Raw genomic sequence first — 15,329 nt, forward strand, 5'->3', positions numbered from 1 at the left:
CCACCTCTTTTAGTTATAAAAACCTTCCCGTTCGAAAACCGGCATTTCTATCGTACCACATTACGGACATGCTCATGTACCGATTCTTCCCATTCCCAGTAAAAATGTCGCTTCCCGACCATTTTTCTCCACTGTTTATCCTTATTTTGTCCGTATCGCACGCCCGCCAACCTAACCATTACGACTCGTAAGGAGCCTTTTGAGCAAAATAGTTCGGTTTCAGCTCGGTATCCTCATATCTATTGTGAAAAATAGCCGTTGTCGCCGGAGACAGAGGCGGAATCAACCAAGACCATCGACCGGTCGGCGTTCGGCCGTTTCGCTGTTCCTTCTCTGTAAACAGAGCGAACTGCTTGCTCGCGGTATGGTGATCGACGATCGTTACGCCTTGCGCCTTATAGGAGTGCAGCACCGCTACATTCAGCTCTACGAGCGCCCGGTCCCGCCATAAAGTGATCTCTCTGGTTGTATCCAGCCCCATTAACGCGCCTACTGCCGGCAGCATGTTGTAACGGAATGGATCAGCGAGATTGCGCGCGCCGATTTCGGTGCCCATATACCAGCCATTAAACGGAGCCGCCGTATAATGTAGACCGCCGATTTCAAGACGCATGTTCGAGACGAACGGAACGGCGTACCATTTTAGCTGCAGCTCTTCGAAAGCCGGATAGTCGGGGTGGACTAGCGGCACCTCAAGAACGATATCGGTTGGAATATCGAACCACTCCGGCGGCCGCGAGCCGACTTGGATCACAAGCGGCAGTACGTCGAAAGCAGTTCCGGAACCACGCCAGCCCATCTCCGTGCACGTTTGCGTGAGGGTCAGGGAAATCGGATCGCCCAGAACGGACCCATCCTCCATCCGGTAACCCGCGTAACGGATCAACTGATCATTCCAGATTCGGATTTGAGGCGAGTCGGCGTCCGTGCATGGGGCAAAAACAGTAATGGAAGGTAATATTTTGCCTCCGCCTGTGGCATATTCGATATGGCGAAAAACCGCTTTGGCTATTTCGGCTGCGGTGGTCGCATCTCGCGCATCCTGTACGGTCAACGAATCCCAAAACAGCCGGCCGATGCACCGATTGCTGTTGCGCCATGCCAGCTTAGCCCCGAAGGCAAGCTCCTCCGGGGTATGCGTATACGTCCCGGTAGCCGCGATCTCCGCGGTAATCTCCGCTATTCGTGCCGCTGTCGTCTGCTCAGCAATAGCCAGCTCGCTGCCGACTTGTCTAATAAATGCCTCAGCCTCCTGAAGCAGCTCCACATTACTCATGATTGTCTGTTGATTCTGCATAACTTCTCCTTGCCTGCCCGATGATTAGTTATCTCTATTATAACGGATTCGCGTGACGAATTCCCGTTTCCCAGCTTGTGGAAGTAATTTCACTTTCAAAATGTAAGTGGCAGGGGTATACTGAGGCTGAGCTTACTGTTTTAGTTATTCAAATATGAAGGAGTGGAGCATGTTGAACCGATTAGCAGAACCTTTTGCGCTGAAGAGTCTCTCTCTCAAAAACCGCATCGTTATGGCGCCGATGTGCCAATATTCCGTAGAAGCGAAAGACGGTACGCCGAACGAGTGGCATTATATTCACTACGTGACTCGCGCCGTTGGCGGTACCGGTCTCATCATTATGGAAATGACCGATATCGAGCCCGATGGCCGCATCACCGAGCGCTGCCTTGGTCTATGGTCGGATGAGCAGATTCCGGCTTATCGCCGGATTATTTCGGAAGTGCATCGCCAAGGCGCGAAGATCGGCATTCAAATTGCCCATGCCGGCCGTAAGGCCGAAGAAGCGGTAGAACCGGTTGCTCCTTCCGCTATCGCATTCAGCGATGCCTACCGTACGCCGCGAGCACTGACGACCGATGAAGTGAAAGCTATGGTGGTAAAATTCCGGGAAGCGGCTCGCCGCGCGGTAGAAGCCGGAGTCGATACGATCGAGCTCCACGCCGCTCATGGCTACTTAATCCACCAATTCCAATCACCGGTGACGAACCGACGTGAGGATGAATATGGTCAGGACCGCCCACTATTCGGCGTAGAAGTTATTCAGGCTGTAAAAAGCGTCATGCCTGCTGATATGCCGCTAATCGTGCGGGTTTCCGCAGCTGAGTTCTCGGAGGGCGGCTATAAGGTAGAGGAAGGCATTGAGATTTTCCGGCGCTATCAAGAGGCCGGCGCTGATATCTTCCATGTCTCGAGCGGTGGCGAAGCCCCGGTAACCGGCGCCAATCGCCCGGCGATTTATGCCGGTTATCAAGTGCCGCTTGCCCGCGCAGTGAAAGATGCGCTGAATGTGCCGGTTATCGCCGTCGGCTTGCTTGATGAGCCGAAGCTGGCGAACACCACCATCGCGCACGGCAATGCGGATCTCGTGGCCGTCGCCCGCGGCATGCTGCGCGATCCGTATTGGGCGCTGCATGCGATTCAAGCGGTAGCCGCGAAGGGCTCCAGCGAAGCAGAGGCGTTTCTTCCGCGCCAATACCAGCGCGGCTATTAAGGCGGCGGACTGGTTAGTATGAAAATGATAAGCAAGCTGAATGCGGAGCATTATTCGTGGGGCGACGTGTGCGACGGCTGGCATTTGGTCAAAAATGACCGGCTCAGCATCATCCACGAGCGGATGCCCGCCGGCGCCAGCGAGGTGCGGCACTATCACGAGCAGTCCCGGCAGTTTTTCTTTATGCTGTCCGGCACGGCGACGCTTGAGGTCGACGGCGTGCCCGTCGTCCTTGCCCCACAGGAAGGGGTCGAGGTGCCGCCGCTGACCCCTCATCAAATGCTCGGCTCCACCACCGAACCGGTGGAGTTCCTCGTTATTTCATCGCCGACCACGCGCGGTGACCGCGTGACGGTCTAGATGGTTGTGAAAAAAGCTGAGAAGGTGCGCGTTTGCGCCTTCTCAGCTTTTTTGTGTTTTTGTTGGGATGGATCGGCGGGGCACGGTGCTCCATCCCAACTGATTTCCGTTAAATAGCATACCAGTCCAAGAAATTCGCTGGATGAGCTCGCTTCGTCACAACAGCCAGCTCGTTAAGCGGTATATCCGCTATCGATGCACCAAACTAGCTAATTTCTGCGCCGTAAGCGGCATATCCGCTTAAAGTCCATGACATGCGCATGTTAAGCTCATTTCGACCCGTGAACCGGCTCGATAAGCGGTATATCCGCTTACATGTATCATACTGTTCCGAAACAGAGCTGAGAGCCGCTTATCCCGACTCTCAGCTCCATTTCCATCCGATTTCGGCGGTGAGAAGCGGCTTTTCCGGCTCTCACCATCCAGCGAGGGGGATTTTAGCTAGTTTAACTGCTGAGAGGCGGATTTCCCGACTCTCAGCTCCAATTCCCCCCGCTTTCGACGGTGAGAAGCGGCTTTTCCTACTCTCACTATCGAGCGAAGGTGATTGATAGCTAGTTTGACTGCTGAGAGGCGGATTTCCCGACTCTCAGCTCCAACTCCTCCTGTTTTCGAACGGTGAGAAGCAGCTTTTCCGGCTCTCACCATCCAGCGAGGAAATTGCGCGGCTAGCCTATCTACCCGCTCAGCGCGTTCCGAACCGCGAGAATATACTTCGCCTGATCGAGCGGGTTGACGCCGCGCCGTTGGCGCGATACGTCAACGTCCGGCAGGCATTCGCGATAGCCCGCGAAGAAGGTCGTGAGCGTGCCGCGGCCTTTCGTCATGGAGCCGAGGCGTGCCGGGAAGTCGAGCGTTGTCGCCACGGGCAGCGTGCCCTCCAGCTCCATTCGTTCTTGGCGCACGATAGGCGCGTCGAACTCGCCGCGCATCAGGACGAGCTCGTTCATCAGCTTGCCGCCGTACTCCTCCGGCACGGAGAGCCGAAAACGAAGCAAAGGCTCCAGCAGCTTCGTTCCCGTATTCGCAAGACCATTCATCATGCCCATTGGCGTTGCAATGACGAAGTCGAGCGGATGCGTATGCCACACATGATGCTCGCCTTCGATTAATGTGACGCGCAGGTCCGTCACTTCCCAGCCGCGCAGTCCCTGCTGCAGTGCTTCCGGTACGCGCCTCGCCACCTCGTTCTGATAACTCTCCAACAAACGTTCGTTGCGAACAAGCGACTTATAGACGAGCCCGCTTCCCCGCTCGCCCGGTTCAATTGCAAAACGCAGGATCGCCCAGCAAGGCTTCGGCATCAAGTACGCGACATACCCTTCACCTACCGAAGCAGGCGTTTCTTTATAAATAACCGATGGCGCGCCGAAACTGACGTCGAGCTTAAATCGGCTCAGCAAGATGGAGGTCAGCACCTCCATCTGAATCGGCCCCATTACCTTCAAATGCAGCTCCCGTTCATCCTGCAGCCACTGCAAATCGAGCAGCGGATCCTCATCCGCAAGCTCCTGAAACGCGGCAACGACAGCCGGATATTCAGCCTCGTTCTTCCATTGCACCTGCACGGTGAGCAGCGGCACTGCAAGCCGTTTCTCTCCCGGCACACCCTCAGGCGCACCAATGACATCGCCGATTCGAGCGCGGCTCCACCCATACACAGCCGCGATATCACCGGCCTTCAGGACGCCGATATCTTCGGTTTTCTGCCCGGTCACACGCCGAATTTGCGTCACTTTATCCTGCATGTCCCGGCTGTAATTGAGCACGGTATCGCGGTTGCGGATAACTCCTTCAAAGAGGCGGACATACGCGATTTTGCCCATCACCGGGTCTCGCTCCATCTTGAAAATCACGCCCGAAACCGGAGCCTCCTCCGACCCGCTCGGAGCCGGCAGATACGTCAAAACCGCGTCCATCAGCTCCTTCACGCCAATCCCGCGGTTCGATGCACCGAACAGAACCGGGAACAGCGTGCTGCGATGCACGCTTTCGACGAGTACTCGTCCAAGCAGCGCGTCATCCACAGCCTGTCCTTCGAGGTAGGCATCCAGCAACGACTCGTCCTGCTCAGCAGCCGCTTCCACCAGCATGCGCCGATATGGCTCTGTCCACGGCTGCTGTACCAGCACCTGCTCGTCCAACACCGACACAGAACCCGCAAAATCCGCCTCCGCTCCAACAGGCGCCGCAATCGGCACCACCTGTCGAGACAGCAATCGCTGCAGCTGTCCCACTACTGCAAGAGCATCCGCTCCTACTCGATCCATTTTGTTGATATATATAAGTGTTGGAATCGATAGATCGCGCAGCGCCTGCCAGATCACTTCCGTCTGCGCCTGCACGCCTTCAACAGCCGATACGATCAGAACCGCACCGTCCATGACACGAAGCGATCGTTCCACCTCAGACAGAAAATCGACATGGCCGGGCGTGTCCACGAGATTGATCGGCGTATCCTTCCATGCAAACCGCGTTACTGCGGCACGCACCGAGATGCCCCGCTCCCGCTCGACATCCAGCCAATCGGTCTGTGTTGTTCCCGTATCCACGCTGCCCAGCGCGCGAATATGCCCGCTCTGATAGAGCATCTGCTCGGTCGTGGTCGTTTTGCCTGCATCGACATGAGCAAATATGCCAACATTACGCATCTTCGCGCTCATAGCTCCCCTATCTCCCCCGCTGTTAGCCCTTATCGTCGTAATAAACATGATCGGCTGCCAGTAATGCGCCGCCTTCTATAGTGAAAATGCCAAAGGAATATTGCTTCTGTCTACGTTTATCTGTCGGCGAGCCCGGATTAAACAGCAGCACGCCGCTTCGCTCCCGAATTAGCGGAACATGAGAATGCCCAAACACAATCACGTCCACACTGCCCTGCTCGAAGGACCGGTACGCATTCGTTTCCGTATCCTCGCGCTTGCCTGCGCCCAGGTGACCGTGCACCAAGCCGACACGAAGTCCGCCAACATCAAGCACTTTGCGGTGGCCGAATTTGGCGATAATCTCATCTCCGTCATTGTTGCCCGCCACGCCCTCCGTCCGAGCATACGCGCGCAGCATATCCCAGACCGACAACGTCATCCAATCCCCCGCATGCAGAATGGCATCCGCATCCTGAAGCTCTTGAATCAACCGATCCGGCAGCTTCTTTGCCATTCGTGTCATGTGCGTATCCGAAACAACGACTACTTTCATGCCCTCCACTCACCCTTCACTCTGGCATGGTTAACCACAACGCCGCTAGTGTCTTCCGCCTATATCTTATTACCTTCATTATTGTGCAAAAGCACCCTGTATTCAACAATAAACAATTTTATTCTTATAACCTGACATAGATATGCCGCAAATAAAATATTCCATCCATAATCCCATCAAATCGCACAAAAAACTGTCAATCACCTCTTGTTTCGTGTTAGATTATATTACATATAAAGCATTTGCTTGCTCACAGTCCGTTTAGGAAAAGGAGAGAATGCTATGTTCAACATTAGGCGTTATTCTACCGCAGACCATGACGATATCTGGCGGCTTCATCTTCTTGTTATTTCCGCAGCAGGCGTAGAACCGACACATCAGCATTATCATGATATTTTCCATATCGACGAGCAGTATCTCGAGAGCGGCGGCGATTTTCTTGTCGGAACGGGTCAGAACGGCGTCGTAGTAGCGATGGGCGGACTCAAGAAGCTTGACGAAGAGACCGCTGAAATCAAACGGCTTCGCGTCCATCCGAACTTTCAGCAGCGCGGCTTTGGCCAGATGATGCTGACGAAATTGGAGCAGCGCGCGAAGGAGCTCGGCTTCCGCCATATTTATTTGGACGCACTAACGAACCAGTTAGGCGCCAAAAGGCTGTTCCTTAATAACGGCTACGCCCATCGAGGCGCATCCGTCATCGATGGCTTCTGGATCAATGTCTACGAGAAATCGCTCACCGAGGCAAAATAAAACAGAGTAATTATAAAATCGCTCAAACCGCTGGGCTTATCTCATCGTTACCTCCTAATAGAACGACTATTTTGAGGAGGAAGATCGATGAATAAAGCAAGAAGGTTTGGGCTATTTTTGCTGACATTAACCGTATGTCTGGCCATGCTGCTCCCAGTTCTACATGCATCAGCAGCGGAAAGCTCCCCGGCGGTTACAACGGATGCGGACACAGCCGCTAAGCTTGGCCTGTTGTTGGGCGACGGCGACGGTGTGTCCGCCGCTTATCTCAGCAAGACGTCCACAAGACTCCAGGCTGCTATTATCTCGTTACGTCTTCAAGGAAAACTGACTGAAGCACAAGCATTTACAGGAACAGGCAACTTTAAAGATGCTTCTCTCGTAAGTAAAAGCAACCAAGCTATTCTGGCTTATTTGAACGCTCATGCGGAGCTCGGCTGGAACGGTACGGGCAACGGCAGCTTCAACCCCCTCGTTTCCATCACCGCGCAGCAGTTCTACAAAGTGCTGCTTGAAGCGCTGGGCTACAAATCCGGCACAGCTTTCCAGTACAGCGCTACTTTCACTTTCGCAAAAGGAAAAGGACTGAAGAACATTGCCGGCGCAGCTGAGCTGACCAATGCCGATATCGCCACAGCACTGATCGAAGCACTAAACGCATCGAACGCAAAAGGCGCAACACTGTTCGCTCAACTGCAGCAGGCAAATGTAATTGCCGCTTCTGCCGTATTGCCAACAGGCGAGCATATCGGAGTTGGCGCTACGGATAAGCTCGGCTCCTACTTAACCGATAGCAAAGGCCGCACACTCTACTACTTCACGAAGGACGCTGCTAATCTGGAGTCCTGTCAAGCCGGCTGCCTGCAAGCATGGCCAATCTTCCATGCGGATCAGCTGCAAATCCCTACTTCCATGAACGCGGCTGATTTCGGGATGTACATGCGCGCTGACGGCACGATGCAAACGACGTATAAAGGATGGCCGCTTTACTATTTTGCCAAAGACATGGCTCCCGGCGATGTAAATGGCGAGGCCGTCGGAGGCGTATGGTTCGTAGCCAAATCCGATTACGCCGCTATGCTCGGCACCTCCACGACTCTAGGCAACTACTTAACCGATGCAAACGGACGCACCCTGTACTATTTTGACAAAGATACAGCTGGCAGCAGCGTTTGTGAAGGCACCTGTTTGGCCAACTGGCCGGCCTATCTAGCTAGCGGTGCAAATGCGCCTACCGGCGTTGCAAGCGCTGATTTCGGCACGATTACTCGTACCGACGGCAGTAAACAATCCACATATAAAGGTTTCCCGCTCTATTACTTTGTCAAAGACTTGGCGCATGGCGATGTTAACGGACAGGGCTTGAACAAGGTTTGGTATGTTATCGATCCTGTTGCTTTCAAAGGCACGACTGCCAGCGCAGAAGTCAAAACCTATCGCGTAGACATCAAAGAATATTCCTTCGGTACCGGTCCGCTGACGGTGGAAGCCGGCTCCAAGATCGTCTTCACCAATTATGACGATATGAAACACAACGCAGTTGCGGTCGACGGCAGCTTCAGCACCCCGTTGTTAGCGAAGGGCGACACGTTTACCATTACGATCAGCAAACCGGGTACGTATGATTATTTCTGCGAGCCCCACAAGAAGTTCATGACGGGCCAAATTATTGTGAAATGAGTGACGTCTTATGCAGAGGAAAACGAAGAGTAACCTAGTAGGAGCGAAGTGGAACAAGGGCTATCTGTCAGCCGCCTTGTGTTTGCTGCTTTGTCTGTTGGTGTCTGCTTGCAGCAGCAATAATACTGCCGCTACACAGAATCACGACAATCACGGCGATATGGTGATGAATGATGCAGCAGACGCGTCTAACTCCGGTGAGGACAGCTCTGTTAACGCCTCGGCAGACAACAGCTCAATAGCAAAGCCTGACCCCGCAACTGATGATGCACAAGCAGACGATAAAGGCGTCAACGCTTCAACGGATGGCGGAACTGCCCCGGCTACGGAGCCCAAGACGGACGATTCGAAGGCCGCGACAAAGCCTGATGATGACAAAACAGCTCCGGAACCGGCAACCGATGATAAAGGCGGCACGAAAGGCGATTCTTCGGACGATTCGCAAAAAGATGATTCGAAGACCACGACGCCTGCTGCCAAGCCAACGCCGAAACCGGCAACGAAACCGGCAGCGAAACCGGAGACGAAGCCGGCTCCAAGCACAACGACGACTAAGCCCGATAAACCGGCTGCGGGCGATTCGAAAGCCGAAGTGAAGAGCAAAACCTATGTGGTCGAGATTAAGGAGTTCGCTTTCACCGGAAGCAGTCTGACCATCCGCCCGGGCGATTCCGTGAAATTCATCAATCGGGATAAGGTCAAGCACAGCGCCACGGCAGATGATGGCAGCTTCGATACAGGTCTCCTCGCCCTCGATGAAGAGAAACTAGTCACCTTCGACACCGAGGGAGAATTTTCGTACTACTGCTCGCCGCATCCGGCGATGCAGGCAACCATTATCGTTTCTGCCAAATAACTTTCTTCCGGACAACGTTTTGCAGGGTAGCCGCAGCTTAGGCGGTTACCCTCTCTGCGTTAGTTTGGTACACTTATGATTAATTATCGACGTCTGTTCTGGAGGCTTGCCGGTATGCACAATCTTGCTGATCATGAATTGATGCTGCTCATCAAAGCCAAGCAGCACAAGGCGCTGTCTGTACTATACGATCGTTACGCGGCACTTGTGTATTCGTTCGCCTTGAAGTCGCTGAAGGATGAACAGTCCGCAAGGGACATCACGCAGTCCGTGTTCATGCGGCTGTGGACGACCGAGTCGGACTACAACCCGGACAAAGGCCGTTACACCAGCTGGCTGCTGACCGTAACGCGAAATATGACGACCGATTGGCTGCGCAAACAGCGGCGCATTAACGCTCCGCTTGTTCCCTATGTGCCGGAGGAGCTCGAGCGTATTCCTGATGCTGCCGTTACTTCTCCTGAGGAGAGCGCAGAGCGCCAATCACTCAAAGCGCAAATTCGCAGCGCCTACCGCCATCTATCCTCACAGCAAATTTTGCTGCTGGAGCATTTCTATTGGCAGGGGTACAGCTTAAGCGAGCTCGCTGCTGCCTATAATCAACCGCTCGGTACCGTGAAGAACCGATTGCATCAAACACTCAAAATATTACGCAGACATTTGCCGGCAGAAGAGGAGGGATTGTGATGGAGAATAAAGATACAATGCCTGCATCCCCTTGCGAGCTGTGTCTGGAATACGTCTCCGGCGCATGCAACGAAGAAGAATCGCTCGCTTTCGAGCTTCATCTCCCTCACTGCGACGCCTGTCAGAAGGAGCTGCTGGAATTGCGCACAGCCTGGGAAGCACTTCCTGTCGATATTGAATGGATCGAACCGCCTAAAGATCTGAAGAAGCAAGTGATGGATGCCGCGCTTGCGGTTCGACCGGAGGAAGTGACGCATCGCGACGAACCTGCAGTCAATCGCATCGCGGAATGGCGTCCTAGAAAACCTAAAGCCCGCTTAGGCAAGCTGCTCCCCGCTCTGCTGACCGCTTCAATTGCAGGAGTCGTGCTGCTGTCCATATGGAACGTCCAGCTGCGCCATGAGCAGCAGATTGCGCCGCTCCCGGTAGAGCAGGCGCTGCAAGTATCCGCCGCCCAGATCAGCGAGCTCGTTCCGCTGAAAGCGCAAGGCCCGCTCGCCGGCAAGTCCTCCGGAGTTGCCTGTATTGTCGATAACGGCCAAAGCCGGCAGTTCGTCGTGTATTTGTTCGGCGCTGCAGCAACCAAAGGCGCAGAAGCCTACCAGGTCTGGCTCGTTAAGGACGGCGTCCGTACGAGTGCCGGTACATTCCGTGTCGGCCAAGCGGATCGCGGAATCGGCCTGCTCGCGATGCCTATCTCCTCGGCGAAGCTCGATTACGACAGCATCGGCATTACCATCGAGCCCGATGATCGAGGCAATCAACCGCGCGGCGCAAAGGTGTTTGGGTCCATCTGATCTTCATTAGCACGCAGCACACGATAGTTGAGCCACTCCGGCGGCAGAAGCCGGTTATACTGGGGCTGCAGGTAGCGGTCGTCGATCAACAGCAAGCTTCCGCGATCATGCTCCGAGCGGATAAGACGCCCGCCCGCCTGCAGCACTTTATTCATACCGGGATATAGGAACGCATAATCAAATCCATTGCGGTCAGTCCGGTCGAAATATGCCTTCATGATGTCACGCTCAAGCCCAACCTGCGGCAGTCCGACGCCTACAACAACAACGCCCGTAAGCCGATCCCCGACAAGATCAATTCCCTCAGAGAAAATGCCGCCCATTACAGCAAAACCAACCAGCGTTTCCCCCGAACCTCCCTGAAAAGCAGCCAAAAAACCTTCCCGCTCCTCCTCCGTCATCCCCGGTCCTTGCACCATGGTCCTCACCGAACTCGAATCCGAATTCGAACTTAAGCTTGAACCAATAAGCAATTGATATTGCTCATAAGCATCATTCATATAGGCATAGGACGGGAAGAAAACCAAATAATTGCCCTGTTTCTCCCGTGTCACCTTCGCGATGAGCGCGGCAATCGGAAATTTCGTCCGTTCCCGATCCTGGTAGCGGGTAGATAACGGTGCAATCGTCACTTCCAGCTGGTCCGCCGAGAAAGGGGATGGAATGACAATACTATAGCTCCCCTCGCTCTCACCGGCACCTAGCATATCCATGTAGTAGTTCAGCGGCGTCAGCGTAGCCGAGAAGAATACCATCGCATGATATCCCTTGCTCATCACTCCAAGCAGATGCGAAGGATCTAAGCAGAACAGCTTCGTTCGCATATCTCCCCGTAAGGACTCCGTATAGGCCACGAATCGCTCATCGAACAGCTCCGCGATACGTACGAAACTCTGACTGCGAAAATACAAATCAAGCAGTTCCGGATTCACGCTGCCCCCAGCCGGTGCAAGCAGCTCCTTCTCTGCCGCCGCCGCAAACTGCTCCACCAAGCCAACAAGCGGCTCCGGTAACGACTCTGTTACCTCTTGCCGCTGTTCCCCGAGCGCTTTACGCTGCGCAATGTAGTACTGATTGACCGCTTTGGCCGCGCTGTGCACCTCGATATTTACGCCTTTGAATGCCCGCTGCATCTCCAGGAAGTCTGCTTTATTGAGCTCACTCGAATACATTTCCCGCGCCCGATCCACAAGGTTGTGCGCCTCATCGATCAGCAGCGCCGTTTGCCGTTTCTGCTCCTCGAACATGCGCTTCAAGCTGACGCGCGGATCAAAGACATAGTTATAGTCGCAGATCATCGCATCTGCTCCATAAGCCGCATCCAGCGCGAATTCGAACGGGCAGACCCTATGCTTACGCGCATATACTTCCACCACTTCGCGAGTAATCAGCGTTTCATTCGAGCGCAAATCAAGCAGCGCCTCATTAATCCGGTCGTAATAACCGTCCGCGTATGGGCAATGCTCCTTCGAGCATCGAACTTCCTCTTGAAAACAAATCTTCTCCTTCGCCGTCATGGTGACCACCTGCATATGCAGGCCGTTTGACTGCAGCAGCGCAAAAGCCTCTTCCGCCGCTGTGCGCGTAATCGTCTTCGCCGTTAAATACACGAAACGCTGCAGCAGTCCCGCCCCGATCGCTTTCACGGATGGGAAGATCGTAGAGATCGTTTTGCCGATGCCCGTCGGGGCTTTCGCAAACAGTTTATGGCCTTCGGCGATCGTCTGATAAACAGCACCCGCCAGCTTCCGCTGTCCCTCCCGATAAGTGGAAAAAGGAAAAGCAAGCTCCTGAATACTGCGGTTTCGAAGCTCCTTATGCCGCACTTGCTGCGCAGCACACGCATAATAAGTTCTTACCATTTCGTAAACGAAATGTGTAAGCTCCTCATACGTAACCCGCTGTAGAAATCGCCGTTCTTCCTCGCTTTCCACTTGCACATACGTCAGCTGCACCGCCAGCTCCTGAAGACCGCGATCCTTGGCGATAATATAGGCGTAGCACTTAGCCTGTGCCCAGTGAACCAGGTAGGTATGGTCGATCTCCTCGGGTAACCGACCAGAGGTCGACTTAATTTCATCTATAATAAGGCCGCCATCTTCTTCGGCGACGAGCAGTCCATCACAGCGCCCATCAATGACAAAGAGAAGATCATCCATGACGATCTCCGCGCTTACATATACTTCCTTCCGATCTTGTTCGCCATATTGCTTCTGGATGCGTTGATGCGCCTTCGTACCTTCCGTCATCGAGCTCATCACATGGAATCCTGCTTCGATATCGCCGCTCCGATACGCATATTCCACCAAAGCACGGACAGACAGCTGTATATGTTCTCCCATGGCATCTCCTTCAAGCCGATCAAATCGAACATTTGTTCCTTAATTGTACCATCTAACCCCGTATGCGCGCAAAAAAAAGCCGTCCCTGCAAGGGACGACTAATTTTTTGAGCTTTTTAACGAATTGTTGTTGTTCAATGCCGGCAGCATTTTCATGCTTTTTACCATAGGCGTATGATGCACATGGCAGGAAGGAGCAACATCGAAGGCGAAGTTATCGCGCATCCAGCTTTTGCAGCCTTCTGTCTCACAGCTCCAAATGGCTGTGTTCTCTTCAGGGATATCCTCCACGATTTTCTTGCGATTATACAAGGCGCATCCCTCCCGGAATTATAAAAAAACTGCCCTCAACTTTCGTTAAGGGCAGTTTGTTGTTGTTCGCTATAAAACTACAGTTTTACAACGTTTTCTGCTTGTGGTCCACGGTTGCCTTGAACAACGTTGAACTCAACGCGTTGGCCTTCGTCAAGGGACTTGAAGCCTTCGCCTACGATTGCGGAGAAGTGTACGAATACATCGTTGCCGCCTTCAACTTCGATGAAGCCGAAACCTTTCTCTGCGTTAAACCATTTAACTGTTCCTGTTTGCATTAGGAAAACCTCCAAAATTAAATTAACATGTACTTTTTATTCGTTTAGCAAATAAAAAAATCACACATTGAAAAAGGTACCATCTCGCTTTATGACAACCCTTTTCAATATGTGAATTCAGGTCTTTTCTTACTAAGATCATATTAGCATATCTATATGTTAAAAGCAACGTGATTCCATTTCTTAACTGTTTCTTTAGCTTATCTTCTTGGTTATCTTCACCTGGCCACCTGCAAAGTGCAAGCTATTTCGCTTGCCCTCTGCTATTATGACCGGCACTTGCTTCTTCCATACGCAAATTTACAAAAAATTTACGAAACCATTTAACGAACGTAAACGACTGCACTTGATCGTTATAAGATCTTGATCTCCGCGTTATTTTATCCCGAGTGCCTGCAGTTCCTGATCGACGCGCTGCTTCAGCGCCTTCTTCTCCGAGTCCTCGAGGAATGCCGCATTTACGCCATTGCGAATGATTGCGGCCAGTTCCGCGTCCGTAAAATCAAACTTCTCCGAAACAATCCGGTATTCGCGTGTTATATCCGTACCTGAGACGCTTGGGTTATCCGTATTGAGCGTGACGATCAACCCTTGCTCGAAATACTCGCGAATCGGATATGCATCCCAGCCCGCTACGGCTTTCGTCTGGATATTGCTGACCGGGCACATTTCAAGCGGAATGCGCTGCTCCAGCATCATCTGGAGAATCGCCGGGTTCTCCCGCAAGCGAACACCGTGTCCGATCCGCGACGCCCCCAGATTCTTCACGGCTTCATATACGTTCTCCGCCCCTGCGGCTTCACCGGCATGAATCGTCACAGGCAATGACCGCTTGTGAGCCAGCGCGAACACTTCGCGAAACAGCTCCGGCGGGAATGACGCCTCGTCCCCCGCCAAATCAACGGCAACCAAACCGCGTCCGGCATATTGGGCCGCCGCTTCGATCACTTCAAGATTATCTTCACGGCCATGATGACGCATGCAGATCGCAATGGCCCGGCCCTTAATGTCAAACTGCTGCTCAGCCCGCTTCATGCCCTCAATAACATGATGGATGGTTTCTTCCGGCCGCAGCCCGCGAAGTCTGTGAAGCTGTGGCGCGAAGCGAACCTCGATATAGCGGCAATTGTGAGAAGCAGCTTGCGCCAACGTCTCATAAGCTACACGTTCCAGTGCAGCACCCGATTGCATGAACCGCGTCGTAAAAGCAAACTTGCTTAAATACTCCGGCAAGCTGCGGCATTCATCGTCAACCTGCATATAAGGAATCAGCCCTGCCGCATCGCCTGCAGGCAGCTCGATGCCTTCCGCTGCAGCGATATCAAGGACGGTGGCCGGCAAGAGACTTCCGTCCAGATGAACATGAAGATCTACCTTCGGCAATTGATGCCATCTATTCATACGGTTGTTCATCCCTTCTCTATGTAGTGAACATCATAGGTAACGCAAATCGCTGCACCATTGTTGCTGCTAGTGTGACCCTGTGACAGAGATTTGATAATAAGACAGCATATTATACCGAAGAGTGGAGGAATCTGTCGATTCATGACGAATTGA

General features: G+C 53.3%; 14 protein-coding genes. 7 read left to right on the forward strand and 7 right to left on the reverse strand.

The features are described from left to right. Positions 1-178 precede the first annotated feature (178 nt). Entirely contained in the window at positions 179-1,276 is a 1,098-nt protein-coding gene (locus AC50Y3_RS14560; RefSeq protein WP_494819636.1) for a nitric oxide synthase oxygenase, read from the reverse strand. Positions 1,277-1,466: 190 nt separating this feature from the next. Between AC50Y3_RS14560 and AC50Y3_RS14565 the strand changes: the two genes are divergently transcribed. Both AC50Y3_RS14565 and AC50Y3_RS14570 read left to right on the forward strand, forming a co-directional pair. Then, entirely contained in the window at positions 1,467-2,510 is a 1,044-nt protein-coding gene (locus AC50Y3_RS14565) for an NADH:flavin oxidoreductase/NADH oxidase (protein WP_494819446.1), read from the forward strand. A gap of 18 nt (positions 2,511-2,528) precedes the next feature. Further along, positions 2,529-2,870 carry a cupin domain-containing protein gene (locus AC50Y3_RS14570; RefSeq protein WP_494819447.1) on the forward strand — a complete coding sequence of 114 codons (342 nt, stop codon included), beginning with the start codon at positions 2,529-2,531 and terminating at the stop codon, positions 2,868-2,870. A gap of 677 nt (positions 2,871-3,547) precedes the next feature. Here AC50Y3_RS14570 and AC50Y3_RS14575 read toward each other — a convergent pair. Next, complete coding sequence (locus tag AC50Y3_RS14575; RefSeq protein ID WP_494819448.1) at positions 3,548-5,533, reverse strand: GTP-binding protein; 1,986 nt, start codon at positions 5,531-5,533, stop codon at positions 3,548-3,550. A 22-nt stretch (positions 5,534-5,555) separates the two neighbouring features. Then, a complete protein-coding gene (locus tag AC50Y3_RS14580) occupies positions 5,556-6,068 on the reverse strand; it encodes a metallophosphoesterase family protein (protein WP_494819449.1) in 513 nt (170 codons plus the stop codon). A gap of 282 nt (positions 6,069-6,350) precedes the next feature. Between AC50Y3_RS14580 and AC50Y3_RS14585 the strand changes: the two genes are divergently transcribed. The 5 genes from AC50Y3_RS14585 (at position 6,351) to AC50Y3_RS14605 (ending at position 10,841) form a co-directional block, all read left to right on the forward strand. Beyond that, complete coding sequence (locus AC50Y3_RS14585; protein WP_494819450.1) at positions 6,351-6,821, forward strand: GNAT family N-acetyltransferase; 471 nt, start codon at positions 6,351-6,353, stop codon at positions 6,819-6,821. Positions 6,822-6,908: 87 nt separating this feature from the next. Then, complete coding sequence (locus AC50Y3_RS14590) at positions 6,909-8,501, forward strand: plastocyanin/azurin family copper-binding protein (RefSeq protein ID WP_494819451.1); 1,593 nt, start codon at positions 6,909-6,911, stop codon at positions 8,499-8,501. A gap of 10 nt (positions 8,502-8,511) precedes the next feature. Next, positions 8,512-9,357 (forward strand): cupredoxin domain-containing protein, encoded by an 846-nt coding sequence (locus AC50Y3_RS14595; protein ID WP_494819452.1) that lies wholly within the window; start codon positions 8,512-8,514, stop codon positions 9,355-9,357. A 114-nt stretch (positions 9,358-9,471) separates the two neighbouring features. Continuing rightward, positions 9,472-10,044: an RNA polymerase sigma factor gene (locus AC50Y3_RS14600; RefSeq protein WP_494819453.1), complete on the forward strand. Its 573-nt coding sequence runs from the start codon at positions 9,472-9,474 to the stop codon at positions 10,042-10,044. Then, the gene (locus tag AC50Y3_RS14605; protein ID WP_494819454.1) at positions 10,044-10,841 is read left to right on the forward strand and encodes an anti-sigma factor domain-containing protein; all 798 of its coding nucleotides are present in this window, start codon (positions 10,044-10,046) and stop codon (positions 10,839-10,841) included. The genes AC50Y3_RS14600 and AC50Y3_RS14605 overlap by 1 nt, the downstream gene beginning before the upstream one ends. On the opposite strand, the gene AC50Y3_RS14610 is transcribed toward AC50Y3_RS14605, so the two are convergent. From AC50Y3_RS14610 to add, 4 genes are all read right to left on the reverse strand, one after another. Further along, complete coding sequence (locus AC50Y3_RS14610) at positions 10,805-13,183, reverse strand: helicase C-terminal domain-containing protein (protein ID WP_494819455.1); 2,379 nt, start codon at positions 13,181-13,183, stop codon at positions 10,805-10,807. The two genes, AC50Y3_RS14605 and AC50Y3_RS14610, sit on opposite strands and share 37 nt — an antisense overlap. Positions 13,184-13,281: 98 nt before the next feature. Then, positions 13,282-13,494: a cold-shock protein gene (locus tag AC50Y3_RS14615; RefSeq protein WP_090980204.1), complete on the reverse strand. Its 213-nt coding sequence runs from the start codon at positions 13,492-13,494 to the stop codon at positions 13,282-13,284. Between the two features lie 77 nt (positions 13,495-13,571). Next, positions 13,572-13,772: a cold-shock protein gene (locus AC50Y3_RS14620; RefSeq protein WP_025337122.1), complete on the reverse strand. Its 201-nt coding sequence runs from the start codon at positions 13,770-13,772 to the stop codon at positions 13,572-13,574. A 375-nt stretch (positions 13,773-14,147) separates the two neighbouring features. Then, positions 14,148-15,173 (reverse strand): adenosine deaminase, encoded by a 1,026-nt coding sequence (add, locus tag AC50Y3_RS14625; RefSeq protein WP_494819456.1) that lies wholly within the window; start codon positions 15,171-15,173, stop codon positions 14,148-14,150. Between the last annotated feature and the right edge of the window lie 156 nt (positions 15,174-15,329).

Source organism: Paenibacillus sp. J22R98, assembly GCF_059383835.1.

Coding starts and splice junctions, on each gene's coding strand:
- AC50Y3_RS14605 (WP_494819454.1), top strand. CDS start 10,044: ATGGAGAATAAAGATACAATGCCTGCATCCCCTTGCGAGCTGTGTCTG.
- AC50Y3_RS14590 (WP_494819451.1), top strand. CDS start 6,909: ATGAATAAAGCAAGAAGGTTTGGGCTATTTTTGCTGACATTAACCGTA.
- AC50Y3_RS14575 (WP_494819448.1), bottom strand. CDS start 5,533: ATGAGCGCGAAGATGCGTAATGTTGGCATATTTGCTCATGTCGATGCA.
- AC50Y3_RS14565 (WP_494819446.1), top strand. CDS start 1,467: ATGTTGAACCGATTAGCAGAACCTTTTGCGCTGAAGAGTCTCTCTCTC.
- AC50Y3_RS14600 (WP_494819453.1), top strand. CDS start 9,472: ATGCACAATCTTGCTGATCATGAATTGATGCTGCTCATCAAAGCCAAG.
- AC50Y3_RS14580 (WP_494819449.1), bottom strand. CDS start 6,068: ATGAAAGTAGTCGTTGTTTCGGATACGCACATGACACGAATGGCAAAG.
- add (WP_494819456.1), bottom strand. CDS start 15,173: ATGAATAGATGGCATCAATTGCCGAAGGTAGATCTTCATGTTCATCTG.
- AC50Y3_RS14560 (WP_494819636.1), bottom strand. CDS start 1,276: ATGAGTAATGTGGAGCTGCTTCAGGAGGCTGAGGCATTTATTAGACAA.
- AC50Y3_RS14585 (WP_494819450.1), top strand. CDS start 6,351: ATGTTCAACATTAGGCGTTATTCTACCGCAGACCATGACGATATCTGG.
- AC50Y3_RS14610 (WP_494819455.1), bottom strand. CDS start 13,183: ATGGGAGAACATATACAGCTGTCTGTCCGTGCTTTGGTGGAATATGCG.
- AC50Y3_RS14570 (WP_494819447.1), top strand. CDS start 2,529: ATGAAAATGATAAGCAAGCTGAATGCGGAGCATTATTCGTGGGGCGAC.
- AC50Y3_RS14620 (WP_025337122.1), bottom strand. CDS start 13,772: ATGCAAACAGGAACAGTTAAATGGTTTAACGCAGAGAAAGGTTTCGGC.
- AC50Y3_RS14595 (WP_494819452.1), top strand. CDS start 8,512: ATGCAGAGGAAAACGAAGAGTAACCTAGTAGGAGCGAAGTGGAACAAG.